Below are 26,995 nucleotides of genomic sequence, written 5' to 3' on the forward strand. Positions count from 1 at the left end.
AAGGCAAAAGCCCCAGGTCACGGCGAGTGAGTCCTGGGGCTTTCACAGAGCCGCCTATGGGATTCGAACCCATGACCTACGCATTACGAGATCACCGGCGGTCGTGATGCGCGGTGCCAAGCCATGCCACCTCGTGACGTTTCAGCTGATCAGACGGTGCGCGACAGGTTGGCCCGTGCCAACCGGTGCCGTGCCGTCCATAGGCGTCCGTCCACCGACCGTCCACCAGGGAACAACCATGAGCGACTCGACGGCGGTTTGGACCGCCTTGTCGCTTCTCTACAAGGGCCCACGCTGTGACACCCACTGCGCCCACAGCTGGAGCTGCCCTGCCGCACAGCGCTCACCAGCGGGGGCTCCGCGGCGGGGCGGCCCAGCTAGGCTCAGTCGGACTCGGCGTTACCGTCCTGCAGAGCAAAGGCCAGCGCTGCAAGAGTGGCGCCCTCCGATGTCTGCCAGCGGGCCGTCCCCTGGTTGGAGACCGGCCGCTCTTCCCACCTCGCCTGCCCCCACATCAGCGTGACCAGCCCGGAAGGCGAGTACCGCAGGCCGTCTGCCTCCCAGAGCAGCGGCTTCGTCCGGTCGTTGACCCAAGTGACCCGTGAACGCCGATCGTCCTCCGCCAACCAGTCGGCCAGGGCCTCCTGCTCGATGGAGTTCATCGGCACGAAACGCAGCGGCGCCCCCTCCTTGATCGCCTGGTGATCGACCAGCGTGGGCACGGCATTGGGCCGTCGCCGCTTTCGCGCCTGAGTCTGCTTGCCGTATCGGTCGACTAGTCCGGCCGTATCCCCGCCCGTAGCCCCGAGTCCGGCAACCTTCGCGGCGAGCTCGCGGCACTTGTCGGGATCGCTGAGGAGTCCCTGAACCCGGGACGTGTAACCCTTTTCGAGGACGTCGACCAGTGCGGCGAGCTGCGCCTCGACGGCCGCCGGCACCTGGGGCAGAAAGTCGCTCTCCCAATCGAGGTCCGGGTCGTCAATCCGATCCGTCCCCAACTGGCGGAACACCAAATGACACATCAGGTAGGTGCCGTGCTCGAGGACCGCGGCCGGGAGCTTCTCGTACGTGGGCCGCAGCCGGTGCAGCTCATTGCGGATCAGCCGCATCGTCACGACAGAGCGCCATACTTGGAAGGCGCTCGGCTGCGGCCGAAAGAGGATGTCGTAGGTCTCCTTGCTGCCCCGCTCCCACAACGTGTCCAGTGAACTGGCCGTCCTGCCCGCATACTCGGCGTTCGGGTGGGCGCAGGCAAGGGCAGCAGCTGCCTCATCAAGCGAGCAACCCGTCTCGGGTGAGGGGCTCAGTTCGCCACGCTTCACCGAGTACGACTTGCCCAGCTCGGCCCGGAGATCGGCACGGATCTCCGCCTGAACCGGGTCCAGGGCGGCGAAATCACGCGGCCCAACCTGATTCTGCCGATTGGTGGCCCGGGTGGTGCGCGAGGAGAAGTCGGTCGCACCACCGGTCGCGATCACCCGGACACCTACGCGCGCTGTCGCCGGATCATCGGAGGACTCGAGCGCTCGTTGGACCGCCCTGACCGTCTGAGCACCGTTGACGACGCTCGCCCCGGTGAGCCGAAGAACCACCGGTCCGCCGTGGGGATTTCGCATCGAGTCGTACAGCGGATCCACTGTGTCACAGAGCACGGTGATTCCGTTGTTGAAGTACCAGAACAGCGAGGGTTCGTCCGTCAGTGTGGCGACCAACTCCTCATTCGCGAGCGTGCCGTCCAACGGGTTCCGGATATTAAGTTCGAAGAGTCGGGTGCCGTGGGTGTCCAGCCAGCCGGCAACCTGCTCCGCTTTGACCACTCCCTGGAACGCCTGGTGGGGTACGTCGAGGGAGAACCACGGCTCCATCTTCACCGACATGGTCACGGGCGCCGGCGCGGCGTCCGCACGCGCCCAGTTCCACACATCCGAAGCATGCAGGAAGCGATGGTCGACCCTGTCGCCATGGGTGTTGAACTCGCGCTCTCCATTGACCAGTTCATTGAGAACTTCTCTGGACGGCGGCTCGGCGCCCATCAGAACGGTGACCAGCGTGACCCCGACCGCCTGCTCGCTCATGGCCTCCTTGGCCTGCTCGGCCAACAGCTGACCGCGCGGGTTGAACTGGCTGCTCTCTTCCCCGTCGATCAGCCTCAGCCCCGCGAACATCTTGAGGATGGCATCGGTTCGAGCTGTCGCCCGCCCCTGGTCGCTCCACTTCGCCTGCACCAGGTAGACATGCGGAGGGCTACTCGTGACGGCGATGGCGTCGATGCCTTGGTCATCCCGCCCGTCGATGACCGCTTCCGCTGCGTCCGTGCTCTGCCAGCCAGTGACCATGCGCACGGCCAGGGCGGCCAGCGCTCGGGACCGGAATGCCTTCTTGCGCTGCTCCTCGGAATTGCTTTCGAAGTCGGACATGTCGATACGACCGTCGAACGCCGCATCCAGCATGCGACCGACCTGTCGAACTGCCGTGAGGTCGCCGTTGTTCGTCCTGGCCATGCCCACCCCAATGTGCCTATCCCGGTCCGCTCCGCTCGACGGTAGCGCAGACGCTGGCATCATCGTGATCGAACTGAAGGACGCGACACTGCCACCGAGCATCCCCTGCTAAACCACGTCCCCCATCCACATGCGCCGCCCCAGTTCATCGAGCTCCCCGCGACGGGACTCACATTCGGGCAGAGCCGACCTCAGCAGCCGCCAGTACTCGGCACCATGTCCAGGGACCCGCACATGTGCAAGCTCGTGGGCGATGACATAGTCCACCAGGTGCATCGGCAGCTGGAAGAGCGGCCAGCCGAGGCTCATGCGGCCCGGCCCGTGCCCCTTCGGGTCGGGCCGGTACACGCCCCAACGCGTGTCAAGATCACGTACGTCCACCACCGGCCGGGTCACGGACATCCGAGCCGCCCATGGCTGCAGCCTCCCTGCCGCCCAGGCGTGGCCGGCCCGGCAGTACCAGTCGACCAGCACCGCCCGCCCACGGATCGGATCCTCGGCCTGTTCCCTGCCCATGGTCAACCGCCCGGCGATCAGGCGCACTCTGCCATCGGCAGGTGGGTCCGCCACGATCACCAGCCGGTACGTCCGTCCCAGGTAGCGGAAGACCTCGCCCTCGATCAGCCGTTTCGGGGGATTCAGCGGTCGGGTCCGCTCCCGTACGCCGACCTTGGCCATCAGCCAGGCTCGGTGCTCGCGGACGAACCTCCGCCCGTCCTCGGCCGGACGGCCCTCCGGCGCGTGCAGAGTCAGCCCGGCGTCCGCCTCCACCGTCAGCGCGAACCGCTTGCGGCGGGTGCTGACCCGTACCCGCAGCACCAGGTCGTCAACGGTGAGCCTGTCCCCTTCAGCAAGGGCCACGGGAATGCGGATATCGGCGAGGGCGGTCACCCCGCCTATTCTCCCCTCAGCCTGCCCAGGAACTGCCGCCGGTTGCCCGCCGCGTACACCGCGAGTCTCTGCGCGATACCCTGCAGGGGTGCCCAATCCGTACCTGCCGGCCGCAGACCGCCTTCGAACAGCTGATTCTGGATAGCATCAGCCAGTGCGTCGAGATCCTGGTGTTGCCCCTGGTACGACGCCTTGACCATGATCTGCGCGGCCGTGTCGCACACCGCGTCGACGAGGGGCCGGGCGTCCGGGTCCCCCCGTACGACGCCGGGGCTCTCCGTGATCAGCCGCTCCAGCAGCCGGTACACCCGTTGTTCCAACGGAGTGAGCCCCGCGAGCTCCGGGTCCTCCTCGTCCTCTCGCCGGGCCTGCTCGATCAGCGGGCCGAACGCCTCGATCTGCTCCTCGAAGCGTCCGGTGAGCTCCCGGAGGATCTCCTCCAGGCGCTCGGAGAGATCGGCGTACTTCGCCGGGTGCTCCCGCTTGACCCGCTCCTCCAGGTGGAAGCGGAGCGCGTGCCCCATCTCGGCCGCGGCCTCACGCGGCGGCATGGCGCGAACCCGGTCTTCGAAGACCGTCGAGGCGAGCGAAACCGGCGCGATGACCTGCTCGATCTCCGGCCCTTCCAGGTGGTCGGCGATCATCGCCCGGACCTTGCGGCCGTAGCGCCGCAGGGTGAACGAACCGCCCGACTCATCCCGGTAGAGCCTGCGGATGCGCTTCTGGAGCATCCCCCAGCGCCGGGCGTCGGCGATGTAGTCCAAGCCGTGCTCGTGCGGCAGAACGCGTTCCAGCACGGCGAGGAACCGGTGCAGCACCTCGTCGTACCCGAACCTCGCGGTCTCGTCCTCGAAGGCCAGCGCCGCGGAGCCCAACCGCCCGAGGCGGGAGAGATCCGCCTCTGTCACTCCGTGCGCACGGAGGTAGGCGCGCACCGCCTCAGCCGCCGGGCCGAGGCCCTCGATCTCCTCCGACAGGCTGCGCATCGTGTCGTCGATGTCGGCCTGCTGGTAGGCGGCCAGTGCGCCGGACAGGTGCTCGAAGACACCGTGGTAGTCGACGACATAGCCGACATCCTTGCCCTGCATCGGCCGGTTGACCCGGGCGACGGCCTGGAGGAGCTCGGCGCCACGGATCGGCCGATCCAGGTACAGCACCTGCTCACGCGGGGCGTCGAAGCCCGTGAGCAGCATGGACTTCACGATGAGGAAGGCGATCGGGCTCTCGGGGTGGACGGGGTCGGGTACGGTCGTCGGCTGGCTCTGCGGCTGCGCGACAGGCTCCTGGGACCAGGGGTTACCCCCGACTGCGCTCGTTCCCGGCACGTCCGGCGCCGGTACATGGAAGGGCGTGGTGGCGACCCACTCCGACTCGGGCGGCAGGTGGGGGAATGACTGGTGGAAACGCTCGATGTACGCCTTCTGCCGGTCCTTGTCCGTCCAGTGCAGCCACTCCCGGCGCTTGCGCTCCGCGCCCGGGGAGATGATCGGCACGAAGTCGATGCGGCGAAGCAGGGAGCGGTACTGGTAGGCCTGGTGCAGGTAGCGCAGTCGGCGGGGCAGCTTCTCCGGGGGCATGCCGGCCACCGACTCCGGGTCGAACGCGGCGAGTTCGGCCAGGAGGGTATCGCGGGCCAGTCGCAGTGCGTTGTGGTACTCGACGGCCGCCTTTCGGCTGACCGCCGCGACCTGGGCTTTGAAGCCGCCGCCGGGCAGCACCCAGGTCACCCAGTGCTCCAGCATGTCCTCGGCCTTCGCGCGGATCATGGGCTGGGTTTCGGCGACGTCGCGTGCGGTGGGCGAGCGCCGCAGCGCGTTGCGCTCGTCGTCCGTGAGGTCGCGGACCAGATCCGCGAAGTTCCGGTCGAGGCCGTCCTTATCGAAGACCTTGCCCTCACCGGTGCGGCCCTCGTAGCGGATGCGGACGACGACCCTGTCGTGCTCGGCCTCCGCCATCCGGTAGGTGTCGAGGAAGCCTCCGAAGATCCGGCGGGTGTCCTCCAGCCGGCCCGTCATGATCGGCGTGCCCGTGAAACCGATCTTCGCCGCCCTGGGAATAGCCTTGCGCAGAGCGGCGTGCAGCGTGTTGGTGTGCGAGCGGTGAGCCTCGTCGACCAGGACCAGGATGTCGGACGAGGTGTTGCACTCGGGGAAGTTCACCACGGGCGGCTGGGTGTCGGACTGCCGGCCCGCGCCGGCCCGCTCGGCCTCCTGGTACTCCTCCGCCAGGTCCCGGTCGTCCTCGTCGCCCGTCGCCTCGGCGGCGAAGGTGAACCCGTTCCCGTACTTCTGGATCATCGCGAAGACGACCCGCCGCCCGCCGTCCCGTAGCAGCCCCTCCACCTCCGGGCGGGTCGCGGCGGTCTCGACGTCGGACTCACTCAGCTTCAGGGTCTTGGAGAGCTGGTCCTGCAACTGGGTACGGTCGGTGACGACCACGACCATGAACTCGCTGAGCCGGTGGTGCAGATGGATCCGGCGCACGAGAAACGTCATGGTCAGGCTCTTGCCGGAGCCCTGGGTGTGCCAGATGATCCCGCCGCGCTCGTCGTCGGCCACGGAGCCGCCGCGCGCCCTGCCGGTGAGCAGCCTGTGCACGGACTTTTCCGTCGCCCGGTACTGCTGGTGCCGGGCGACGGCCTTGACCGTCCGGGTCCCCCCGGATTCGGTCTCGACCGGGAGCGGGATGATGTAGTGGCGTACGACGTTGAGTAGAGCAGCGGGGCGCAGGACGACCCCGACGAGCTTGTGCCGCTCGTTCAATTTGCCGGTGTGGTCAGGCAGCTCCGCCCTCAGCGTCGCCTCGTTCTGCGGCTCGATGCTCCGCCAGGGGTGGAAGTGATCGGGCGTGGACGTGACGGTGCCCAGATAGGCACTCCCCTCGGTCGCGGCGACCAGCAGCTGCACGGTCCGGAAGAGCTCCGGGACTCCGGCGGGCGCGAACAGCGCGGGGTCGTCGCGTTCGTCGTCGGCGACGGGGTCGCCGGCGTAGTGCCGCAGATCGAGCACGGCACTGCGGATCGGGTCGGCGAGATCGGGACTCTTGCACTCCACGGCGACGAGCGGGATCCCGTTCACGAACAGAACGATGTCGAGGACCGACAGCTCCCCGGACCGGTTCTGGACGCGGAGCTGGTCGACGACGGTGAAGTCGTTGAGCACGGCCCGGTCCTCGTGCCATTCGATGTACTGCACGGTGGCCGAGGCCCCGCCGTGCGCGGCGGACGGGCCGGAGAGGACGAGTCCGCTGAGCAGCAGGTCGGTGGCGTCGAAGTTTGCCTGCGCGCCGCCCTTCCCGAGAGAGACGGACGCCAGCTCCGCGATGGACCGCTTGACGTCGGTCCCGTCCATCCAGGGCTCGTGGTCCGATGCCCGGACATTGATCCGGCGCAGGGCCTCATCCAGCTCGTCTACGAGCAGCGGCGTCTCGACGTCGAGCGTGCCGATCTCTGTACCGGGGACGTGCCGCCACCCCATCGCCTGGAGCTGCGCGACGATGGGCCGCTCCACCTCGTCCCGCTCGGTCTGCACTGCCATGCCCGCGCCTTCCCCCGCCGATCACCGCCCAGGTGATCCATTCTGCGCCATGGGTGGGGTACGGCGGGAGTGCTCGAACGAACGGGAGTGCGGCGGGTCCGGCGGCTCAGGCCTCCGACTGGGGCGGGCCGCTCTCCTCGGTGACGTCGTAGGCGGATTCGGGAAGGCGGGCACCCCGGCTCTCCGCGATCCGCTGGACGTCGCGCAGCGACTCCGCCAGACGGGCGGCGAGGAAGCGGAGCTGCACTGCGGTGGCCCGGCGGTCGACCAGCATCTCGGCGGCGTGGCCGAGCAGTTCGGCCGCCATGCCGAGCTGCACGCGCTCGACCCTGTCGGCGGTCCGGGAGACGCGACCAGCCCCACCGCCGACGAGGAAGCAAGGGTTCCCCTCCGGAGTGGTCCACGGGAGCAGGCGCCGCCCGCCCGGCTGGCCGATCACGCGGCCACCTCCGTGCAGCACACGGCGCACTTCCGCGCACGCCGTAGGCGCGCCGGAGTCACAGGGAGCGCACTCACGGACGGTGAGCTGGCCACGCGGTGGCGGCCCGGGGCGGGCCACAGGAGCCGCAGCAGCGGCTCGAAGACACGGGCGATACAGTGCAACACGTCGTCAACTCCACGTAGTTGAGGGCCCCGCCCCCAGGCCGCAAGCGGTCGCGGGGGTCTTCGGTCTACGGCCGGACATTCCCGGCCCGGCATCGCTGCGTAGCGATCCACTCACAGAGTGAGACGGGCCGGGTTGGGCTCGCCAGTGGTTGGCAGGTGACACGGCGTCCGTCACACGGGGGTTGACGATGGGAAGCATCTACGGGGACTGGCTCAAGGCGCAACGCGAAGCGCGGGGATGACCCAGCAGGAGCTGGCCGACGCGGCGTTCATGACCCGCTCGCACATCGCACACATCGAGGCCGGCCGCCGTATCCCGTCCAGGGACGACGCGCGGCGCCTGGACAAGGCCCTGAACACCGGAGATGTGCTGACCAGCTTCCTGCCGCAGGACGACGCGGCGGTCGCCGATCACTTCGCCACTGCGCGACACCTGGAACAGCAGGCCACGACGATCCATGAGTTCGCGTTGACCTTCGTCCCCGGCATCCTCCAGACCGAATCGTACGCGCGCACAGTTCTCGGCTCGGCCTTCCCTCCTCGGAGTGAAGCAGAATGTGACAGGACCGTTGTCGCACGCCTTGAACGATCGAAGATCCTCGCCGACCCGGTGATGCCCGTACTGTGGGCCATGCTTGACGAGTCCGTCCTCCGGCGCCCGATCGGCGGTCCTGGCGTCATGGCCGAGCAGATCACGCACATCATCCGCCTGATCGAGGCTCGGCGCGTACGCGTCCACGTGCTGCCGTTCGACCTGGGGTACCACCCCCTGTTGTACAACATGCTGACGCTGATGTGGTTCGAGGACCAGCCCCCAATCGCCTACACGGAGGCTCTGCGCACCGGCAAGGTGTTCGACAGTCCGGCTATGGTCGAGGAACCAGAGCGCCTACGCTCTTGCGCTGGGCGATGCACTGCCGATGAGAGAGTCACTCCCCCTCCTGAGGGCGAGAGCGAATGACTATGGAGACCATGACTGAGCGCACCATCCCGCACGCTTCGTCGCTGAGCGGCTGGCGCAAGTCATCCTTCAGCGGCTCCCAAGCTGACAGCTGCGTCGAAGTGCTGGACGGCTACCCGTCGGGTGTCCCTGTCCGCGACTCCAAGGACCCGCACGGCCCGGCGCTGGTCTTCCCGACGGATGCCTGGTCATCCTTCGTTGCATCCGTCAAGGACGGGGAGTTCACGGTCTGACCATTCCAGCATCCCCGCCAGCAAGAAGGGCATCGATGAGGCCCAGCTTGAGAGTTTGAGTCTTGGCCAGCTCCCGACCCTCCTCGGCGAGACACTCATCGTGGGTGGCGAATTCCTCAACAGTCCTCTGCTGCACTGGCAGTGGAGGGCAAGGCACTGGCATCGCCTTGATCTGGGATGAACTGACGGATGCAAGATTCGTAGTTTGCTTGGCCACTCGCAAGAAGTACGCGCGACCTTCGGGCGAGGCCAGGTATAGAGCGAGAAAGTCGGGCACCATCTCTCCCCTTACACAACGGACGCGAAAGACATGGTTCTGGTGCAGGCAGGGGTCGATGCGCCCGTCCCAGACACCTCCACGCCCAAGCTTGTCGAGATCTCCCCCCTCCGTGAGAAGCACATCGCCGCGCTTGAGCAGGAACCTCTCAACTTCCGCAGGCGCTACCCGAATCTTCTTCATCTCACTCGTGGAAATGAATCCGTCTTGCACATTTGCCACACGCAGGTATGGAATTTCCACCGTCCCCCCGCTGGCAGCTACGCCACCGAGGGCGATGCCACCTCCCACATGAGCAACATATTCAAGCGGCCGCTTGATCCAGAGTTTTTCCTCAGCACTCACACTATAGGGCGAGAAAGCCGCAGCCAACGCTCCCAGCCGCATGCTGCTGAGCTTCGCGATCGACGCCTCAATGGCTCGCTCCTGCGCCGACACGGCATCGATCACCTCTACAATCCGCCGCTGCTCGGCAAGTGGCCGGAGCGGGAAACTCAACGATGCGAACCGCTCCCCGCCAAGATGGGCAATGCTCGTCGTCTGCTTGGCGATAGCGGCAAAAACGCCATGGGCCAGCCAGCGCTCAAAGATTACCTGCGCGTACGCCGGGAGAACCAGGTCACTCGGGCGGAAGCGAACGAGCGTGTTCTGAAAGAAGAAGTCATTTTCGGCGCCATCGTAAATAGAGCTGCGGCCAACAAGCTCCAGACTCTGTCCCTCATTCAGCAGGATGTCGCCGGGCTTGAGACCGTAAGCCTCACGCTCTGCGTCGCTGAAACCCATCATCTTCACGTCTGTGTAGTCAATGCGCCCTTGAAGCACATTCGCGACCCGCAGGTACGGACGCTGCCCCGCCGCGTCCTTGCTCGCAGGCGAAAGCTGCTTACCCATCCGGACGTCGCCGACGTCACGTACAGGAACCCACTGAACCTCGGCATCAGTTCGCATAGCCAAGCTCCCTCAGGAACCCGTCCAGCTTCGCCGCCGCCTTCTCCCGCTCGGCCCGAATCTCCCGCAGCGACACCGCGTACTTGTTCTCCCACGCCCTGTACGCGTCCGCCAACTCCCGCCGCCGGCGCACCACATGCCCGTCCAGCTTCGCCACCAGGTCGTCCCGTAGCAGGTCCAGCACCACCCGCCGCTCCCCTGCCACGTCCAGCGCCTCCCGTGCCCGGAACAGCCTCGGCGGCTCCTCGCCCAGCGTGGGCGGGTCGCTCGGCCACGGGAACCAGAACTCCGCCTCCAGGCGCTTGATCACAGCGCCCGCCTTCGTACGTTCCTTTTTCACCCACGCTAGCTCCGCCAACTGCTCGGCGCTCAGAGCGACTTCCTCCCGTGTGGGAGCGTCGCCGTCCTCCTCGTCCCCGCCCTCGCCGTCCTCCGACGAATCCGGCTCTGCGTTGAGTTCCTTCCACCGCGCGTCCAGCTCCGCCTTCCGCGCGTCCGCCGCCGCCAGCTCCTCCAGAAAGTCAGGAAGGATCGCCGCGACCACCTTGTGGTCGTACGCCTGGCGCCGCTCGGCGGCCGTACGCTTGCGCAGCTTGCGGGTCTTCGGGTCCTGCTCGGGGGCGAGCAGTGTCTCAACGTTCTCGACCCAGCCTTCCAGGACGCCCGCGAACCCGTTCTCGGAGAGCGTGAGCAGGTCGTACTTGGCTTCGTACCACCAGCCGGCGACGGCGCCCGCGAGAGCGTACCGGTCCAGCAGCCCGACCCGGCCCAGACGTTCCACGAACGACTCGATCAGCTCGCCGCGCACGGCCATCAGCGCGGCCTTGCGCTCCGAGGGGGTCAGGTCCGCAAGCCGCTCGGGAGTCGCGGCCACTGCCTCCAGGCGTTGAACCTCCGCCTGCCACCACTCCTCGAACACGCCCCGGAGCGCGTCCTCCCGGGGGCGGGCCAGCTCCGCCAGCCGGGCCGCGTCCGGGCGCTGCCCCTCCGGCAGGAAGTCCACGTACTCGGGGTCCACCGGGTCGCGCTCGGCGAAGAGATCGGCGAGGCCCACCCCGTACGCGTCGAGCAGTTTCTTCTTCGTCTCGATCTCCGCGCGCGGCACCCCGCCGACCAGGTGCGCCCGCACGTCTTGCGGCTCCGGCGGCGGCGTGTTGTCCACGTAGCGGCGGATGTTGAGGTTGTCGCCGTTGTCGCGCAGCTCCTCACGGCTCACCAGTCGTGAGAAGCCCGGCACCTCCGCGTACGCGTGGAAGGTGGAGGTGATCTTCTCGGCATGCTCCGGCAGCAGGACGTTCTGCGCCGACTCCTTGCGGTACTCCCGGTCCGCGTTGATGAACAGGACCTTGTTCGCCAGCTTGGGGTCCTTCTTCCCCGGAGGACGCAAGAGCAGGATGCAGGCCGGGATACCCGTGCCGTAGAAGAGGTTCGGGGCGAGGCCGATGACCGCCTCGATCGCGTCCTCGTCGAGGAGCTTGGTGCGGATCTCCTGCTCGCCGCCCCCGCGGAACAGCACGCCGTGCGGCATGACCGTGATGACCATCCCGCCGCGCCCCTCCCGCTTGGCCATCCAGAGCATGTGCTGGAGGAACATCAGGTCGGCCTTGCCGCGCTCGCTCGTGGCCCCGAAGGCCGCACGCTGCGCGGCGAACTTGAGGCCGCTGAGCGTGTAGTCCATCGAGAACGGGGGGTTGCTGAGGACCCCGTCGTAGCGGTCCGCGTCGGACTCCGGCACCTGCGCAGGCTCGGCGAGGGTGTCGCCGGTGTGCAGGTCGAAGCGGCGCACACCGTGCAGCACCATGTTCATCGTCGACATGATCCAGGCGCCGCTGTTGGCGTCCTGACCGGCGAAGTACATGTCCGTGGTGTCGCCGCCGTGCTCCTCCACGTACTCCTTGGCGTGGATGAGCATGCCGCCGGAGCCGACGCACGGGTCGTAGATGCGCGTCCCCTGCTGGGGGCGGAGCAGTTCGACCATCATGCGGACGACGGCACGCGGGGTATAGAACTCGCCTCCCTTGCGCCCGGCTGAGTCCGCGAACTCCTTGATCAGATACTCGTACGCGGCGCCAATCAGGTCGGGGAACTCGAAGTCGTCCGTCCGCAGCCGGATGCGCCCGAAGTGGGTGATCAGCAGCTGCAGCCGCTGGTCGGCGAGCTTGGCCGCGCCCGCCGCCGCGCCGGAGCCACCGATCCGGTTGAAGTCGAGGTGGTCGAACAGACCCTTGAGCTTGGCGTTCTGCGCCTCCAGCTTCTGGAGGGCCGGGCGCAGTCGTTCCTCGGTGATGTTGTGGGTAGCCGAGGAGATCTGTTCCCAGCGGGCCTCCGGCGGGACGAACAACACGTCGCGCTTGCTGTACGTGGACTTCTGCTCCAGGTAGCCGTCCAACAGCTCCCCGGAGGACCCAAACGTGCCAGCCACGGATTCCCTGATCTGGTCGCGGGCGGCCTCGAACTCGTCGTTGGCCCGCTTCAGGAACAGCAGACCGAAGATGTAGTCCTTGTACTCGGAGGCGTCCATCGTGCCGCGGAGGATGTCCGCGGCGGCGAACAGATGCCGCTCCAACTGCGCGAGCGTGAGCTTGGCCAACGTACGACTCCCTACGACCGGTCTGACGTAGGAACCCTACGGGGGTGGGGCGACCGAGAGGAAACCGTTCATCCGAACCGGTGGGCTGCTGCTCAGTACGCCGTGATGCCGAGCCCCTTCTCGACGAAGTCGTGCACGTCGGTGTACGGGTCGCGCTGGGTCAGCGGCACGTGTTTGCCGTGCTCCCCGTTCATCTTCTCGGCCCGAGCCTTCGCCTTGATGAATCCGCCCTTGATCTGCGTCGGTAGCACCACCTTGATGTTCCCGGGCTCCTTGACGAACGGCAGCCTGGCTTCCGCCTCTCCACACACGCCGCCGAAGGTGCCGGTCACCGGCTTGTGATGGAGCAGTCGCCACACCTCAAAGCACGGGTGCGAAAAAGCGATCTGGACATCACCTTCGCGGGCCTGCTTGAGCGCCGCGTCGACCGACTCGTGCGCGTCCCGGTCGAACAGGCACCAGACCTGCGGCCACAGCTCCTCTTTCACGCCGCTACGCTTCGCGGCGCGGGCTTCCTCCCGCATGAGCCGCACCGCCGCCTCAACCAGCTTGATCGGCTTGCGCTGGGAGCCCGGGGCATTCGCGTTGGCGATCCGGACTTCGACCCCCTGGTCGTGGAGGCGGACCAGATCGGAGACCACCTCGATGTAGGTGGGTTCGGTGACCCGCCCCTCAGTGAAGACATGGACCACGCGGCGGCGCTGGCCACGCTGCTGCTTCGTCGGCCCTAGCGATTCGTTCCCACGTGTGCGCGCCATCAGTTCCGCCCCGCCCCTTCCTCACGCTCCCACTCGCTTACAGCCAGAAGCCGCCGGGCAATCTGCCCCTCCAGGAGTGAGGGGACCCCGCCGAAGGCGCCGACCAGATAGGACTTCATAAGGTCCTCGTCAGCACCGGGCGCCGCGGCGGTCAGCGGGTACAGCTCGGTGGCCCCGTCCTGGTCCTTCTCGGTCAGCCACACCTGAGCCGGCTCCAGCAGGCGCCCACCGCTCGGAGTGGTGAGGACGGACGGGTCGTGCGAGGTAAAGACGAGCTGCGCCCCACTGGGGTTGGCCTGGGGGTCGTGGAAGAGCCGGACGACCTCGGCGGCGAAGCGCGGGTGCAGGCTGGCGTCCAGCTCGTCGACGAGCAACACCGCGCCCTCGTCGAGCGCCAACAAGAGGGGGCCGAGTAGTGCGAACCAGGAACGGGTGCCGAGCGACTCGTCACGCCAGTCGAAGGCCACATCACCCCCGGTCGACTGATGGGTGAGCCTCACCCTGGCTCCCCCCTTTTCGTCCTGAACGACGTTCGCTCCGGTGATCCCCAGGTCGGCGACCCGTAGCAGTTCATTGATCCGGTGGGCCCGGCTGCCGGAGAGGGCACGTGTCGTGAACTGTTCCCGTTGCTCCCGTTCGTCCTCCGGATTGATGATCCAGAGATTCCGGCGGAACCAGTGGAAGAGCACGGAGAGCTGGGGGTGGTTGTCCGTGCCTGCCGTGGACAGGAGAAGGGCATTGGGTCGGGTACGCCGCGCAAGCTGAGCTCGGTCCTTGACCCGGCTCCCCGGCCACTCGTACACCTCAGGCCGCGAGGCGTCACGGTCGAGCCACACCTGGCGATGGCCACGGGGGTAGCTGTGGATCCACTCGGCTTCGACGCGCTTCGGCCCCAGTTCGAACCCGTACGTCCAGCGCACCTCGTCGATGACGACATCGACTTCGAAGAAGCTGGGTTCGTTCTCGTCCGTGGCCTTCAAGGCGAAGGGTCTGCGAGGGATCCCCTCGTACGAAGCCCAACGCGCGTATGAGTTGAGGACGGCCGACCTCATGTCGGTCAGGGCAGCCAGCACGTTCGACTTGCCCGAAGCGTTGGCGCCGAAGATTCCGATCAGAGGAAGCACGGTTACCGAACGGTCACCGCCAGTTCGAAGCTCACGCGACGCAATCTCCGACTCACCGTCGGGAAGGACGAAGGACAGCTCCTGTTCGTCCCGTAGTGATCGCACATTCGCGACACGGAAACGGAGCAGCATCCCGTCCCCCTCTCTCGTCGATGCGATCAGAGTAGCGGCGAAGGCCTCATCGAACTGCTTGAACGATGATCTTTGACTCAGCCCCAGAAGCGATTCCCGCGCCGACCCAGCGTTCCGCTTTCGGCCCCTGCTGTCGGAACGCCACAACCAGAGCAACCCGCAGGCACTCCTCCAACGACCAGCGCGGCTGCTCCTGACGCTGAATCACGCACGGCCGTCCACCGACTGTCCACCGAGGCCACCCAGCAGGAACCGCCAGAACCCATCGCAATCAACGAAACTGCAGGTCACAGGCGCCACCTTGGGAATCGATGACGCTAACGAACCGATGACCTACGCATTGCGATGCACAGGGTTCAGGTGCCCGATTTGCCTGACTTCCATGGTCGTCGAAACGCGAAAACCCCAGGTCAGAGGCCTGACCTGGGGTTCACTATGGAGCCGCCTTCGGGATTCGAACCCGAGACCTACGCATTACGAGTGCGTTGCTCTGGCCAACTGAGCTAAGGCGGCACCGTTGCCGCACGTGGTGGCAACGCGGGCCAGTCTACACAGGTTCGCGGGTGATCCGTAACGGGCTTCCGCGGCGGCCGATCAGGCCGAGGAGACGGCCAGCTTGGCGGCGAAACCGGCGAAGAGGACGGCGACCGCGCTGGTGAGGCCCGCGGAGAGCCGCTTGCGGCGGCGGAAGGCGGCGGCGAGGGTGGTGCCCGCGAAGATCAGCATCGAGAGGTAGAGCAGGCTGAAGGTCTGCAGGATGCCGCCGAGCAGGGCGAAGGAGAGGGCGGGCTGTCCGTAGGAGGGGTCCACGAACTGGGTGAAGAAGGAGAGCAGGAAGAGGATCGCCTTCGGGTTCAGCAGGCTGATCACCAGGGCGCGGCGGAACGGGCGCTCGGCGGACTCCGGGGCGGGCGCGGAGTTCTCGGGTGCGGTCGCGGCGGCGCGGTGCTCGCGCCAGAGCTGGCGGGCGGCGCGGAGCATGCCGATGCCGATCCAGAGCAGGTAGGCGGCGCCGCCGAACTTCACCACGGCGAAGACCGCCGGGTTGGCCTCCAGGAGCGAGGCGGCGCCCAGCGAGGTGAGGCTGATCAGGGTGAAGTCGCCGACGAAGACGCCGGCGGCGGCGGTGTAGCCGGTCCGGACGCCCTTGCGGGCGGCGACGGACAGCACGTACAGGGAGTTGGGGCCGGGGAGGAGGATGATCACGAGGGCGCCGAGTATGTACGTCGCCAGGTCGTTGACTCCGAGCACGGTGGGCTCCGGTGAGGTGGTGGCAGGGGTGGCGGGGCGCTCATCGTAACGTCGCACCGGTCGACAGTTGAAGCCGAAATCACCCGCGCCCCGCCACCCTCGTGCCCGCGCCCTACCCGCCGCAGCGCTTTCCCTGCTCCGGCGCCGCACCGCCCAGCAGGTACCCGTTGACCACCCCGTCGACGCAGGCGTCGTGCCGGCCGTACGCGGTGTGGCCGTCACCGTCGAAGGTCAGCAGCCGACCGGACTCCAGCTGCCCGGCCAGGGACTGGGCCCACGCGTACGGGGTGGCCGGATCGCGGGTGGTGCCGATGACCACGATCGGGGCGGCGCCGGCGGCCCGGACGGTGTGCGCGGCACCGGTGGCCCTGACCGGCCAGTAGGTGCAGGTCAGCGCCATCCAGGCCATGTCCCGGCCGAAGCGTGCCGAGGTCCGTTCGAAGTCCGGCACCGCCTGCTGGACGTCGGCCGGGGCGGCGAACGGCGCGGGCAGGTCCAGGCAGTTCACCGCCATGTTGGCGAACATGAGGTTGGGGTACGAGCCGTCCGGGCCGCGTTCGTAGTAGGAGTCCGACAGCTTGAGCAGGGCGGTTCCGTCGCCGGCCTTGGCGTCGGCGAGCGCGGTGCGCAGCTTGGGCCAGAGGAAGTCGGCGTACATGGCCTGGATGACACCGGTGGTCGCCTGCGACTCGGTGAGCCGGCGGGCACCGTCGGCGGTGGTCAGCGGCTTGGCGTCGACGGCCGCGAACAGGGCGGTGAGCTGGTCGCCGACCTGCTGCTCGGTGCGGCCGAGCGGGCAGTCCTCGCGTTTGGCGCAGTCCTCGGCGAAGGCCGCCCAGGCGGTTTCGAAGCCGCCGGCCTGGGTCCGGTTGCCGCTGAGCGCGTCGAGCGACGGGTCCATCGCGCCGTCCAGCACCATCCGGCCGGTCCGGCCGGGGAAGAGCCCGGCGTAGGTGGCGCCGAGGAAGGTGCCGTAGGACTTGCCCACGTAGTTGAGCCGTTCGTCGCCGAGCAGCGCCCGCAGGATGTCCATGTCGCGGGCCGCCTCGACGGTGCTGAGGTGGGCGAGGCGGTCGCCGGCCTGCTGCCGGCAGCCCTCGGCGAACTCCCGGTCGGCGGCCACCAGGGCGTCGATCTCGGCCTGGTCGTCGGGGGTGATGTCGGCCGCGGTGTACGCGTCCATCCGCTCGCCGGTCAGACAGGTCACCGGGCTGCTGCGGCCGACCCCGCGCGGGTCGAGTCCGACCAGGTCGTACCGGGCGCGCACGGCGCTGTCGTACGTCTTGGCGACGGCCTCCACGTACTCGACCGCCGAACCGCCGGGGCCTCCGGGGTTGAGCAGCAGCGAACCGAGTCGGCCGCCCCCCGCGCCGCCCGAGCCCGAACCGGACCCCGCCCCTGGCTCTGCCCCTTCTCTTGCCCCCGACCCCGAGCCGGCCGGGGCGGCGAGCGCGCGGACCGCCGAGAGCGTGAGGTCGCCACCGCCCGGGTGCTCGTAGTCCAGCGGCACCGTGAAGGTCGTGCACTCGAAGCCGTCGTCGCACGGCTGCCAGGTCGGCCGCTGCCCGTAGTACGGCGCCAGCGCGGCGGGGACGGCCGCCGGGAGCGGCTCCAGCGGCGTGGTGCCGGGCCGGACGGGGGGCGCCGAAGCGGCGGCGGAGGACGAGCCGGCGTCCGAGGACGCCGCCCCCGGGGTGGACGAGGAGGAGCTGCACCCGCCGACCAGCAGCCCGGCGACGGCCAGCGCCGCAGCCACCGCTCGCCCGTGCCCGTTCCGCCCTGCCCTCATCCGGTCCCCTTCGGGTGCGGGGGCGCGGCCGCTGCCGACACCCCTGGTACCGCGCAGCGTAGCCTTCGCCGACACCCTGCTCAGGACGCCTTGGCCAGTGTCTCGGCCAGGTACTGCGCCGCCTGCCGGACCAGCCGCAGCCGCTCCCGGTCGGCGGTGTAGTCCTGCACGTTCTCGGAGATCCGGACGTCGGCGCGGGCCGCCGCACCGGTGCCGCCGCGCAGCGCCGCCTGCAGCTTGCGGGCCGCGTCCAGACCGGCGGCATCGGCCTTGGCGGCGGCCAGCAGCAGCTTCGGGGCGGCATTGGCCGGGGCCTCGGCCCCCGTCCGGGTCAGCGCGACGGTGTCGTACCGGCCGGAGACCGCTGCGGCCGCGCCGTACAGGTCGGGGCGGGCCAGGGCGGCGGCGGCCGCGCAGGGCGCGCCGCCCTCGACGCCGAGCGTGCCCCAGGAGGCCGGGCCGGGCGGCAGGGTGCGGAAGGTGGCCGCGATGGTGGTGCGCAGCGCGTCGTCGTCGGCGATGGCCAGCGGGGCGGCGGCGACCAGGTCGCACGGGTGCTCGGTGCCGTTCGGCGCCTCGGGGGCGACCAGGATGAACGGGCGGGCCTTGCCGCTCTGGACGGCGGAGCCGAGGCCCTCGAAGACGTCCGGGACTTCGGTGTCGGCGGTCTTGCGCGGGGTGGCCGCGTGCATCACGACCACCGGGAAGCGGCCGTTCGGGTCCTTGGCGTACTGGGCGGGCAGCCAGACCCGGACATTGCGCGGGTGCCCGTCCGGGCCGGGGACGGCGGACTGCAGCAGCTCACCGCCGCCCGGATGGCCGACGCTGTCGAACCGGCTGGCCACGGCCGCCGGGGCGGGCGCCGGAGCGGGCGCGACGGCCGGGGCGGCCGGGGCGGGTGCCTCGACGGCGGGGGGCGCGGCCTGCCGCGCCCCGCCCTCGCCCGCGGTGTCGGCGGCGAGCTCCGCGGAGTCGGACCGCGAGGCCGACCCGCCGAAGCCGCCAAAGGTGCCGAGGGCCGTCAGCAGGGTCAGTGCCGTGACGCAGACACCGCAGACCATCGCACCGGCCGCGCGCAGCAGCATCGGCCGCTGATCTCCGGTCAGCTCGTAGGTCTCGGCGGCCCGCAGGTCACGCCAGCGCAGCAGGGCACCGCGGGCGAGCCAGATGCCGCCTGCGGCGGCTGCCAGTAGGGGAACGAGCAGGAGCGAACGGACCATGGGACGCACCGCCTCGGGAGGAGGGCCCGACGACCGGAGGGGGCCGGTGCCGGACGGGACGCGACGGCCCCGGCGTCGGGGCGCAGTCGGCCCCAGCGTGCAAGACGACCCGGCGGTCACACGCAGGTGTGCCCGGCGCGTACGGTCCGTTCACTCGAAGGTGGGACACCCGGATAGCGCGGGAAGCCCTACCGGCGACGGGGTCGCCCCTCAGCCCGCCCTCAGCGCGACGGTCATCGCCTCGACGGCGAGCAGCGGGTCGACGTTGCGGTCCAGCGCCTGCCGGCAGGCGAGCACCGCCTCGATCCGCCGCAGCGTGCCCTCCGGCGGGCCGGCCTGGGCGACCCGGTTCAGCGCCTGCCGCTGGTCCTCGTTGGCGAGCGAGCCGGTGGAGCCCAGCTGGAGGGCGAGCACGTCCCGGTAGAAGCCGAGCAGGTCGAGCAGGGCGACGCCGAGCGTCTCCCGGCGGGTGCGGGTGGCGCGGCTCTTCTGCCGCTTCTCCAGCTCCTTGACCGCCCCGGCCATGCCGCGCGGCGTCTTGCTGCCCTCGGCCGCGCCGTACGCGGCCTTGAGGTCGTCGGTCTCCTTGGTGTCCTGGGTCTCGGCGAGCGCCTCGGCATCGGCCTTCGCCGTGTCGACCAGCCGCTGGGCGGCGGCCAGGCAGCCGCCGATGTCGCCGACCTCCAGCGGGATCCGCAGCACCTCCGCACGCCGGGTGCGGGCCTGGTCGTCGACGGCCAGCCGGCGGGAGCGCTCGATGTCCCCCTGCCCGGCGAGCGCGGCCAGCCGGGCCGTCCCGGGGTCGACACCGTCGCGGTTCACCAGCATGTCGGCGACCGCCTCGGCGGCGGGCTGACGCAGCACCAGCAGGCGGCAGCGCGAGCGGATGGTGGGCAGCACGTCCTGCACGGAGGGCGCGCAGAGCAGCCAGACGGTGCGCGGGGAGGGCTCCTCCACGCCCTTGAGCAGGGCGTTGGCGGCGGCCTCGGTGAGCCGGTGGGCGGCGTCGACCAGGATCACCGACCAGCGCCCGCCGGTCGGGTAGCTGGACGCCCGCAGCACCAGAGCACGCATGTCGCCGACACCGATCGACAGGCCGTCGGTGCGCACGTACTTCACGTCCGCGTGGCTGCCCGCCAGCACGGTGTGGCAACCGTCGCAGAAACCGCAGCCGGGTGTGCCGCCGAGCGCGAGGTCCGGGCTGGTGCACTGGAGGGCGGCGGCGAAGGCGCGGGCGGCGGTGACCTGGCCGGCTCCGGGCGGGCCGGTGAAGAGCCAGGCGTGCGTCATCAGCGAGGCGTTCCCGCCCGGCTGCGCCGCGGCCCCGCGACCGGCGGCCGCCATCGCCCCGGCCGCCCGGGCCGCGGCGGTCAGCTGCTCGACCACCCGCTCCTGGCCCACCAGGTCGTCCCAGACGGCCACTGCTGCTCCCAAGCTCGGTACGGACTGCGCCGGATCCCGCCCGCCCGCGCGCCGGACGGCGCTCCGGGCACGGTCACCCGCGGTCGAGCATACGTGCCCGGTACGACGGCGGGCGGTGCCGCCGGAGCACCGCCCCGGCCGCACCGCCCGCCGTCCTTCGAGTCACCACCGGTCGGGACCGATCCACGGTCCGTCGGACCGCGTCACCACCCCGTCGAGCGTTCACCCGGTGCGGCGCCGCCCGGTGCAGCGCCGCCCGGCCGTGGCCGGCTCCTCCGCCCGCTCGACGGTCAGCTCCGGCGCCCCCAGCGCCGGCCCTTGCCCTTGCCGTCACCCTCGCCCTCCGCCCGGCCCTGGCCGCCCTGCCCGCCGGCGCCCGCCGGCGGAGGAGCGGCGGCGCCACCGCGCGGGTCCTGCGGCTTCCGGTCGGCGGGACCGCCCTGATCCCAGCGGGCCCACTCGTCGCGCGAGCCCAACAGGGTGTCGGTGAGGCTCGGCAGGTCGTCCATCGGGGTCTCCTCGGCCCAGGAGGGCCGGGGGCGCGGCTCGGCGGCCGGCTGCTCCTCGACCACCGGGAGCTCCCGGGTGCTGTCGACCGGCGGCACCCGGTCGGCCGGGCGGCCCGGCTCGACCCGGGGCAGCACCTCGGTGCGGTCCGCGTGGTCGCGCCCCGCCCCGGACCGCTCGGCGTCCGCCGAGGGCACCCGGGGCAGCACGGCCGTCTCGTCCGCCGGGACGACCGGCAGCTTCGTCGTCGCATCGGCCTCCGGGGCCCGGCTCGCCGACGCACCGCCGGCTGCCGCGGCGCCGGCCGCCTCGGCCGCCCGGACGGCCGCCCGACGGTCCCGCTCGGAGATCTCCTGGGTGGCGTCCTCGGGCTCCCGCACGACCCGCAGCTCGGTGGTCACGTCGTCGACCGGAGGAACCGGCCGGTCCGCCCGGTCCGCCGCACTCTCGGCGGCGGCAGCGGCCGCGGCGAGCGCGGCGGCCTGCGCCAGCCGGGCCTCCTCTGCCCGCTGCAGCGCCTCCTCGGCACGCCGGCGCTGCTCCTCGCGCTGCCGCTCGCGCTGCCGCTGGAGCTCCGCCTGGGCGGCCGCCTCGTCGGCGAGCCGCTTGCGCTCGGCGGCCTCGGCCGCCAGCCGGGCCTCCTCGGCCGCGCGCTGCCTGGCCTCCTCCTCGGCCCGTCGGCGGGCTTCCTCCTCCGCCTTGCGCCGGGCCTCCTCGGCCGCCTTGCGCGCCGCCTCGGCGGCGGCCCGATCGGCCGCCTCCTTGGCCAGCCGCTCCTTCTCCGCCTGCTCGGCCCGGAGCTGCTCCAGCAGCTCCAACCGCTTGCGCTCGGCGGCCTCCTCCTCCGCGCGCCGGCGGGCCTCCTCGGCGGCGCGGCGCTCGGCCTCCTCCCGGGCGAGCCGCTCCTGCTCGGCCCGGGAGGCCTTCTCCTGCTCGGAGAGCGGCAGCTCGCGGTCGAGCCGGTGGCGGATCGCGGTGGTGACGAAGCCGGGCTGCCGGCTGCCGTCCACGACCAGGTACCGGCCCGGGTCGGCGGCGGCCAGCGCGAGGAAGCCGGACCGGACCCGCTGGTGGAACTCGGTCGGCTCGGACTCCAGCCGGTCCAGCGCCTCGGTGAACCGCTCCCGCGCCCTGGTCGGGTCGACGTCCAGGACGACGGTCAGGTCGGGCACCAGCCCGCCGGTCGCCCAGCGCGAGATCCGGGCCACCTCGGTGGCGGCCAGGTCGCGGCCGGCGCCCTGGTAGGCGATCGAGGAGTCCATGTACCGGTCGGTGATCACCACCGCGCCGCGGGCCAGCGCCGGGCGGATGACGTTCTCGACGTGCTCGGCGCGGTCGGCGGCGTAGATCAGTGCCTCCGCGCGGTGCGACAGGCCGGTGTTGCCGACGTCCAGGACGAGGCCGCGCAGCCGCTGGCCGACGGGGCTGCCGCCGGGCTCGCGGGTGAGCACCACCTCGTGGCCCTTGCCCCGGATCCACTCGGCGAGCGCCTGGGCCTGGGTCGACTTGCCGGCGCCGTCGCCGCCCTCCAGGGCGATGAAGAAGCCGGTACCGGTGGTGCGGTGCGGAGCCGGCCCGGTGGCGCCGCGGACGGCGTCCAGCAGGTCCCGGCCGAACGGGGCGGTGCCCCGCCGGTCGTCGGTCCTGAGCAGCACGACGGCCGCGAGCACCAGGGTCAGCAGCCCGGCGGTGGCCACCGCGAGGGCGGCGCCGCCGTGGATGAAGGTGAACGAACCGGGCTCGACGGTGCCGTACTCGACCTCGCCGTAGGCCCCGGCGATCAGCGGGACGACGATCAGCGCGCCGCCCACCACGGCCCGCAGCACCGCGTACAGGTGCTCGGTGACCTTCGGCAGCCGGTCCTCCTCGACCTCCTGGGCGAGCAGCGCACGTCCGGTCGAGATGACGATCCCGGCGGCCAGGCCGGCCAGCACGGTCAGCAGCAGCACCAGGACGAAGTCCAGCACCAGGCCGGCCAGGATCAGCGCGACGCCCTCGGTCAGCAGCGCCAGCGCGAGCAGCCGGCGGCGGGAGAGCGCGGGCAGGGTGGCCCGGGTGAGCCGGGCACCGAGCGCGGGCGTGCCGGCGGCGGCGAGCACCAGCAGGCCGTAGCCGATCGGCCCGGCGCGGTGCTCGGCGGCGGTCAGCAGCGCGAGCGCGGCGACGCCCGCCATCGAGGCGTAGGCGGCGGCGACCGAGAAGGTGAAGAACGGGGCGCCGCCGGTGCGGCCCTTGCTCAGCGCGGGACCGGGCGTGGCGTCGGTCGGGGCCCGCAGGCTCCGCAGCGGGGAGGACGGGGCGGCCGCCGTCGGGCCGCCGGGCAGCTCCTGCAGGTACGCCCGGCCGGCCGAGACCGCGAACAGGGCGGCCGCGCCGAGCGCCGCGAAGGTGGTCTGGTGGATGCGCAGCCAGTCCGAGCCGAGGGCCGCGAAGACGTTGTTGACCAGGGTGAGCGCGACCAGCGCGGCGGCGGCGAGCGGCACGGTGGCCCAGCCGGTGCGGCGGTCCAGCGTCCGGACGCTCTCCAGGTTGGCCGCGGACGGGCGCTGCTCGGCCGGGGGCACGAAGGGGTTGGCCGGCGGCAGCAGGCCGGGCACGGCGGCGGCCTTGGCGATCGCCCAGACCCGCTCGGCCGCGCCGGTCACGAAGACGGTGGCGAGCAGCACGTAGGTCGCGGCGCCGGAGGGCCTGAGGCCGGAGCCCAGCCAGACGATCCACCAGGGCGCGATGCCGATCAGCACCACCCGCAGCACGTCGGCGCCGAGCAGCGTCCAACGCCGGTCCAGCCTGCCGCTGAGCAGCCCGTGCACCGGGCCCAGCAGGGCGGCGCCGACCAGCAGGGTGGCGGTCAGCCGGGCCGCGAAGACCGCGGCGACCGCGAAGGCGAGGCTGCGCGGCAGGTCGCCGAACTGCCCGCCGAGGGCGGCCGCGATCACGGTCAGCGCGAGCAGCACCAGCAGGCCGAGCCGGTCGGCGGTGCCGCCGATCAGCTGAGTGGTCCAGAGGCGGCGGTACGGGCGCAGCCGCAGCAACGCCCGGGCCCGCTCACCGGGAGTCCCGGCGGGCGCGACCTCGGGCAGGTCGGGCGTGCCGGCTCTGGCGGCACCGCCGGCGCCGGGGGTGGGCTGCTCCTCGCTCGTCATACGGTCAGCGTAGCGGTCGGCACCGGCCGGAAAAGAGGGGTGCGGGCTTCCGGATACCCGTCATTGCAGGGTTGTGACGCACCGCGCACATGCTCGGCACCGCCCGCCGCAGGCCCGGCCCACCGTGCCGCGCACCGGTCGTCCACAGACCGCGGGCCCGCGCCTCCGGAGAGGACGCGGGCCCGGTGCCACTGGTGGAGGGTCAGCCCTCGTCGGTGGCGGTGGCCTTGCTCGCGGCGGCCTTCTTGGTGGCCGTCTTCTTCGCGGCGGCCTTGGTCGTCGTCTTCTTGGCCGTGGTCTTGGCCGCGGCCGTCTTGGTGGCGGTGGCCGTCTTGGTGGCGGTCTTCTTCGCCGCCGCCTTCTTCGCCGGGGCCTTCTTCGCCGTCTTCTTCACCGGCCCGCGGGCCCTCTTCTCCGCGAGCAGCTCATAGCCGCGCTCGGGGGTGATGGTCTCGACCTCGTCGTCCTTGCGCAGCGTGGCGTTGGTCTCGCCGTCGGTGACGTAGGGGCCGAAGCGGCCGTCCTTGACCACCACCGGACGCTCGCTGACCGGGTCCGTGCCCAGTTCCTTGAGCGGCGGCGCCGCGGCGGCGCGACCGCGCTGCTTGGGCTGGGCGTAGATGGCCAGGGCCTCCTCCAGGGTGACCGTGAACATCTGCTCCTCGCTGGTGAGCGAGCGGGAGTCGGTGCCGCGCTTGAGGTACGGGCCGTAGCGGCCGTTCTGCGCGGTGATCTCCACGCCCTCCGGGTCCACCCCGACCACGCGCGGCAGCGACAGCAGCTTCAGCGCGTCGTCGAGCGTGACGGTGTCCAGCGCCATGGTCTTCAGCAGCGACGCGGTGCGCGGCTTGACGGCGTTCTTGCCCGTCTTGGGCGTGCCCTCGGGCAGGATCTCGGTCACGTACGGGCCGTACCGGCCGTCCTTGGCGACCAGCTGGTTGCCGCTGACCGGGTCCTGACCGAGCTCGAAGTCGCCGCTGGGCTTGGCCAGCAGCTCCTCGGCCAGCTCGACGGTGAGCTCGTCCGGCGGCAGCTCCTCCGGGATGTCGGCGCGCTGGCCGGGCTCGCCCTCCACGGTGGAGGCGCGCTCGACGTAGGGACCGTAGCGGCCGACCCGCAGGGTGAGGTCGTCGCTGATCCGGAACGAGCTGATCTCCCGGGCGTCGATCGCGCCGAGGTCGGTGACCAGTTCCTTCAGACCACCCAGGTGGTCGCCGTCGCCGTTGCCGGCCTCGGCGGCACCGCCGGTGGCGTGCCCCTCGCCCTCACCGAAGTAGAAGCGCTTCAGCCACGGCACGGACTGCGCCTCGCCCGCCGCGATGCGGTCGAGGTCGTCCTCCATCCGCGCGGTGAAGTCGTAGTCGACCAGCCGGCCGAAGTGCTTCTCCAGCAGGTTGACCACGGCGAAGGAGAGGAACGACGGCACCAGCGCCGTCCCCTTCTTGAAGACGTAGCGGCGCCCGATGATGGTGTCGATGATCGAGGCGTAGGTGGACGGGCGGCCGATCTCCCGGTCCTCCAGCTCCTTGACCAGCGAGGCCTCGGTGTACCGGGCCGGCGGCTTGGTGGCGTGGCCCTCCGGGGTGAGCTGCTCGGCGGCCAGCGGGTCGCCCTCGGTCACCTGCGGCAGCCGGCGCTCGCGGTCGTCCAGCTCGGCGTTCGGGTCGTCGGCACCCTCGACGTAGGCCTTGAGGAAGCCGTGGAAGGTGATGATCTTGCCCGAGGCGGAGAACTCGGCGTCCCGGCCGTCCGAGGAGCGGCCGCCGACCTTCACCGTGACGGACTGGCCGACCGCGTCCTTCATCTGGGAGGCGACGGTGCGCATCCAGATCAGCTCGTAGAGCCGGAAGTCGTCGCCGCTCAGGCCGGTCTCGGCGGGGGTGCGGAAGCGGTCGCCGGACGGGCGGACGGCCTCGTGCGCCTCCTGGGCGTTCTTGACCTTGCTGGCGTAGGTGCGCGGCGCGTCCGGCAGGTAGTCGGCCCCGTAGAGCTGCGTGACCTGCGCCCGGGCGGCCGTGATCGCGGTCTCCGACAGCGTGGTGGAGTCGGTACGCATATAGGTGATGAAGCCGTTCTCGTACAGCTTCTGGGCCACCTGCATGGTCCGCTTGGCACCGAAGCCCAGCTTGCGGCTGGCCTCCTGCTGGAGCGTGGTGGTGCGGAACGGCGCGTACGGCGAGCGGCGGTAGGGCTTGGACTCGACGCTGCGGACGCTGAACGCGGTCTGCTCCAGGGCGGCGGCCAGCGCGCGGGCGGCCTGCTCGTCCAGGTGCAGGGTGTTGACGCTGCCGGCCTTCAGGCGGCCGTCCGAGCCGAAATCGCGGCCGCTGGCGATCCGCTTGCCGTCGACGGCGGAGAGCCGGGCGCCGAAGGTCTCCGGGTTGGCGGCGTCGGCCGGGGTGCGGCCGGTGCCGAAGGTGGAGACCAGGTCCCAGTAGGAGGCGCTGCGGAAGGCGATCCGCTCGCGCTCCCGCTCGACCACCAGGCGGGTCGCGACGGACTGCACCCGGCCCGCCGAGAGCTTCGGCATGACCTTCTTCCAGAGCACCGGCGAGACCTCGAAGCCGTAGAGGCGGTCGAGGATGCGACGGGTCTCCTGGGCGTCGACCAGGCGCTGGTTCAGCTCGCGCGGGTTGGCCACCGCCTCCTGGATCGCGGTCTTGGTGATCTCGTGGAACACCATCCGGTGCACCGGCACCTTGGGCTTCAGCACCTGCTGGAGGTGCCACGCGATGGCCTCGCCCTCGCGGTCCTCATCGGTGGCGAGGAAGAGCTCGTCGGACTCCGCGAGCAGCGACTTCAACTTGCTGACCTGGGACTTCTTGTCCGCGTTCACCACATAGATGGGCGCGAAGTCGTGGTCGACGTCGACGCCGAGGCGGCGCACCTCGCCGGTGTACTTGTCCGGGACCTCGGCCGCTGTGCTGGGCAGGTCCCGAATGTGCCCGACGCTCGCCTCGACGATGTAGCCGGGGCCAAGGTAGCCCTTGATCGTCTTCGCCTTGGCCGGCGACTCGACAATGACGAGTCGCTGTCCGTGCGCGGTCTCGCTGCTCGGGGACACCTTCGCTCTTCTCTCCCGGTCGTTATGTGAGCTGGTCGGCGC

Annotated in this window: 15 protein-coding genes, 1 tRNA gene and 1 pseudogene; 2 read left to right on the forward strand and 15 right to left on the reverse strand. The window is 70.6% G+C overall.

The features are described from left to right. Positions 1-383 precede the first annotated feature (383 nt). From ACFVYI_RS02320 to ACFVYI_RS02335, 4 genes are all read right to left on the reverse strand, one after another. Complete coding sequence (locus tag ACFVYI_RS02320) at positions 384-2,501, reverse strand: AIPR family protein (RefSeq protein WP_387880610.1); 2,118 nt, start codon at positions 2,499-2,501, stop codon at positions 384-386. A gap of 108 nt (positions 2,502-2,609) precedes the next feature. Further along, the gene (locus ACFVYI_RS02325; protein WP_387880613.1) at positions 2,610-3,392 is read right to left on the reverse strand and encodes a M48 family metallopeptidase; all 783 of its coding nucleotides are present in this window, start codon (positions 3,390-3,392) and stop codon (positions 2,610-2,612) included. A gap of 5 nt (positions 3,393-3,397) precedes the next feature. Further along, positions 3,398-6,928, reverse strand: a complete 3,531-nt coding sequence (locus ACFVYI_RS02330) for a type I restriction endonuclease subunit R (RefSeq protein WP_387880616.1) — start codon at positions 6,926-6,928, stop codon at positions 3,398-3,400. A 106-nt stretch (positions 6,929-7,034) separates the two neighbouring features. Beyond that, positions 7,035-7,247, reverse strand: a complete 213-nt coding sequence (locus ACFVYI_RS02335) for a hypothetical protein (protein WP_387880619.1) — start codon at positions 7,245-7,247, stop codon at positions 7,035-7,037. Positions 7,248-7,722: 475 nt separating this feature from the next. Between ACFVYI_RS02335 and ACFVYI_RS02340 the strand changes: the two are divergent. Together ACFVYI_RS02340 and ACFVYI_RS02345 are read left to right on the forward strand one after the other, a co-directional pair. After that, positions 7,723-8,514, forward strand: a pseudogene (locus ACFVYI_RS02340) (Scr1 family TA system antitoxin-like transcriptional regulator). Continuing rightward, positions 8,507-8,728: a DUF397 domain-containing protein gene (locus ACFVYI_RS02345; RefSeq protein WP_387880621.1), complete on the forward strand. Its 222-nt coding sequence runs from the start codon at positions 8,507-8,509 to the stop codon at positions 8,726-8,728. The pseudogene ACFVYI_RS02340 and the gene ACFVYI_RS02345 overlap by 8 nt, the downstream one beginning before the upstream one ends. Here the strand turns inward: ACFVYI_RS02345 and ACFVYI_RS02350 are convergent. The 11 genes from ACFVYI_RS02350 to topA form a co-directional block, all read right to left on the reverse strand. Then, positions 8,718-9,953, reverse strand: coding sequence for a restriction endonuclease subunit S (locus ACFVYI_RS02350; RefSeq protein WP_387880622.1), 1,236 nt, complete (start codon positions 9,951-9,953; stop codon positions 8,718-8,720). The genes ACFVYI_RS02345 and ACFVYI_RS02350 overlap by 11 nt on opposite strands. Next, the gene (locus ACFVYI_RS02355) at positions 9,943-12,543 is read right to left on the reverse strand and encodes an N-6 DNA methylase (protein WP_387880625.1); all 2,601 of its coding nucleotides are present in this window, start codon (positions 12,541-12,543) and stop codon (positions 9,943-9,945) included. Before ACFVYI_RS02355 ends, ACFVYI_RS02350 begins: the two co-directional genes overlap by 11 nt. A 92-nt stretch (positions 12,544-12,635) precedes the next feature. Then, positions 12,636-13,301, reverse strand: a complete 666-nt coding sequence (locus ACFVYI_RS02360; RefSeq protein WP_387880628.1) for an RloB family protein — start codon at positions 13,299-13,301, stop codon at positions 12,636-12,638. Then, positions 13,301-14,557, reverse strand: coding sequence for an ATP/GTP-binding protein (locus tag ACFVYI_RS02365; protein WP_387880631.1), 1,257 nt, complete (start codon positions 14,555-14,557; stop codon positions 13,301-13,303). Before ACFVYI_RS02365 ends, ACFVYI_RS02360 begins: the two co-directional genes overlap by 1 nt. A 436-nt stretch (positions 14,558-14,993) precedes the next feature. Further along, positions 14,994-15,070: transfer RNA gene (locus tag ACFVYI_RS02370), tRNA-Thr, on the reverse strand. An 81-nt stretch (positions 15,071-15,151) separates the two neighbouring features. Continuing rightward, positions 15,152-15,808, reverse strand: coding sequence for a leucine efflux protein LeuE (leuE, locus tag ACFVYI_RS02375; protein ID WP_387881006.1), 657 nt, complete (start codon positions 15,806-15,808; stop codon positions 15,152-15,154). 112 nt (positions 15,809-15,920) lie between these two features. Next, positions 15,921-17,597: an alpha/beta hydrolase gene (locus ACFVYI_RS02380; RefSeq protein WP_387880634.1), complete on the reverse strand. Its 1,677-nt coding sequence runs from the start codon at positions 17,595-17,597 to the stop codon at positions 15,921-15,923. 80 nt (positions 17,598-17,677) lie between these two features. After that, on the reverse strand, positions 17,678-18,817 hold the full coding sequence (locus ACFVYI_RS02385; RefSeq protein WP_387880636.1) for a hypothetical protein: 1,140 nt from the start codon (positions 18,815-18,817) through the stop codon (positions 17,678-17,680). A 210-nt stretch (positions 18,818-19,027) separates the two neighbouring features. Next, positions 19,028-20,239, reverse strand: a complete 1,212-nt coding sequence (locus ACFVYI_RS02390) for a DNA polymerase III subunit delta' (RefSeq protein ID WP_387880637.1) — start codon at positions 20,237-20,239, stop codon at positions 19,028-19,030. Positions 20,240-20,529: 290 nt separating this feature from the next. Beyond that, positions 20,530-23,889, reverse strand: coding sequence for a dTMP kinase (tmk, locus tag ACFVYI_RS02395; RefSeq protein ID WP_387880639.1), 3,360 nt, complete (start codon positions 23,887-23,889; stop codon positions 20,530-20,532). 202 nt (positions 23,890-24,091) lie between these two features. Beyond that, positions 24,092-26,953 (reverse strand): type I DNA topoisomerase, encoded by a 2,862-nt coding sequence (topA, locus tag ACFVYI_RS02400; RefSeq protein ID WP_387880643.1) that lies wholly within the window; start codon positions 26,951-26,953, stop codon positions 24,092-24,094. Positions 26,954-26,995: the final 42 nt, after the last annotated feature.

The organism is Kitasatospora sp. NPDC058218, from assembly GCF_042882445.1.
Lineage (GTDB): Bacteria > Actinomycetota > Actinomycetes > Streptomycetales > Streptomycetaceae > Kitasatospora.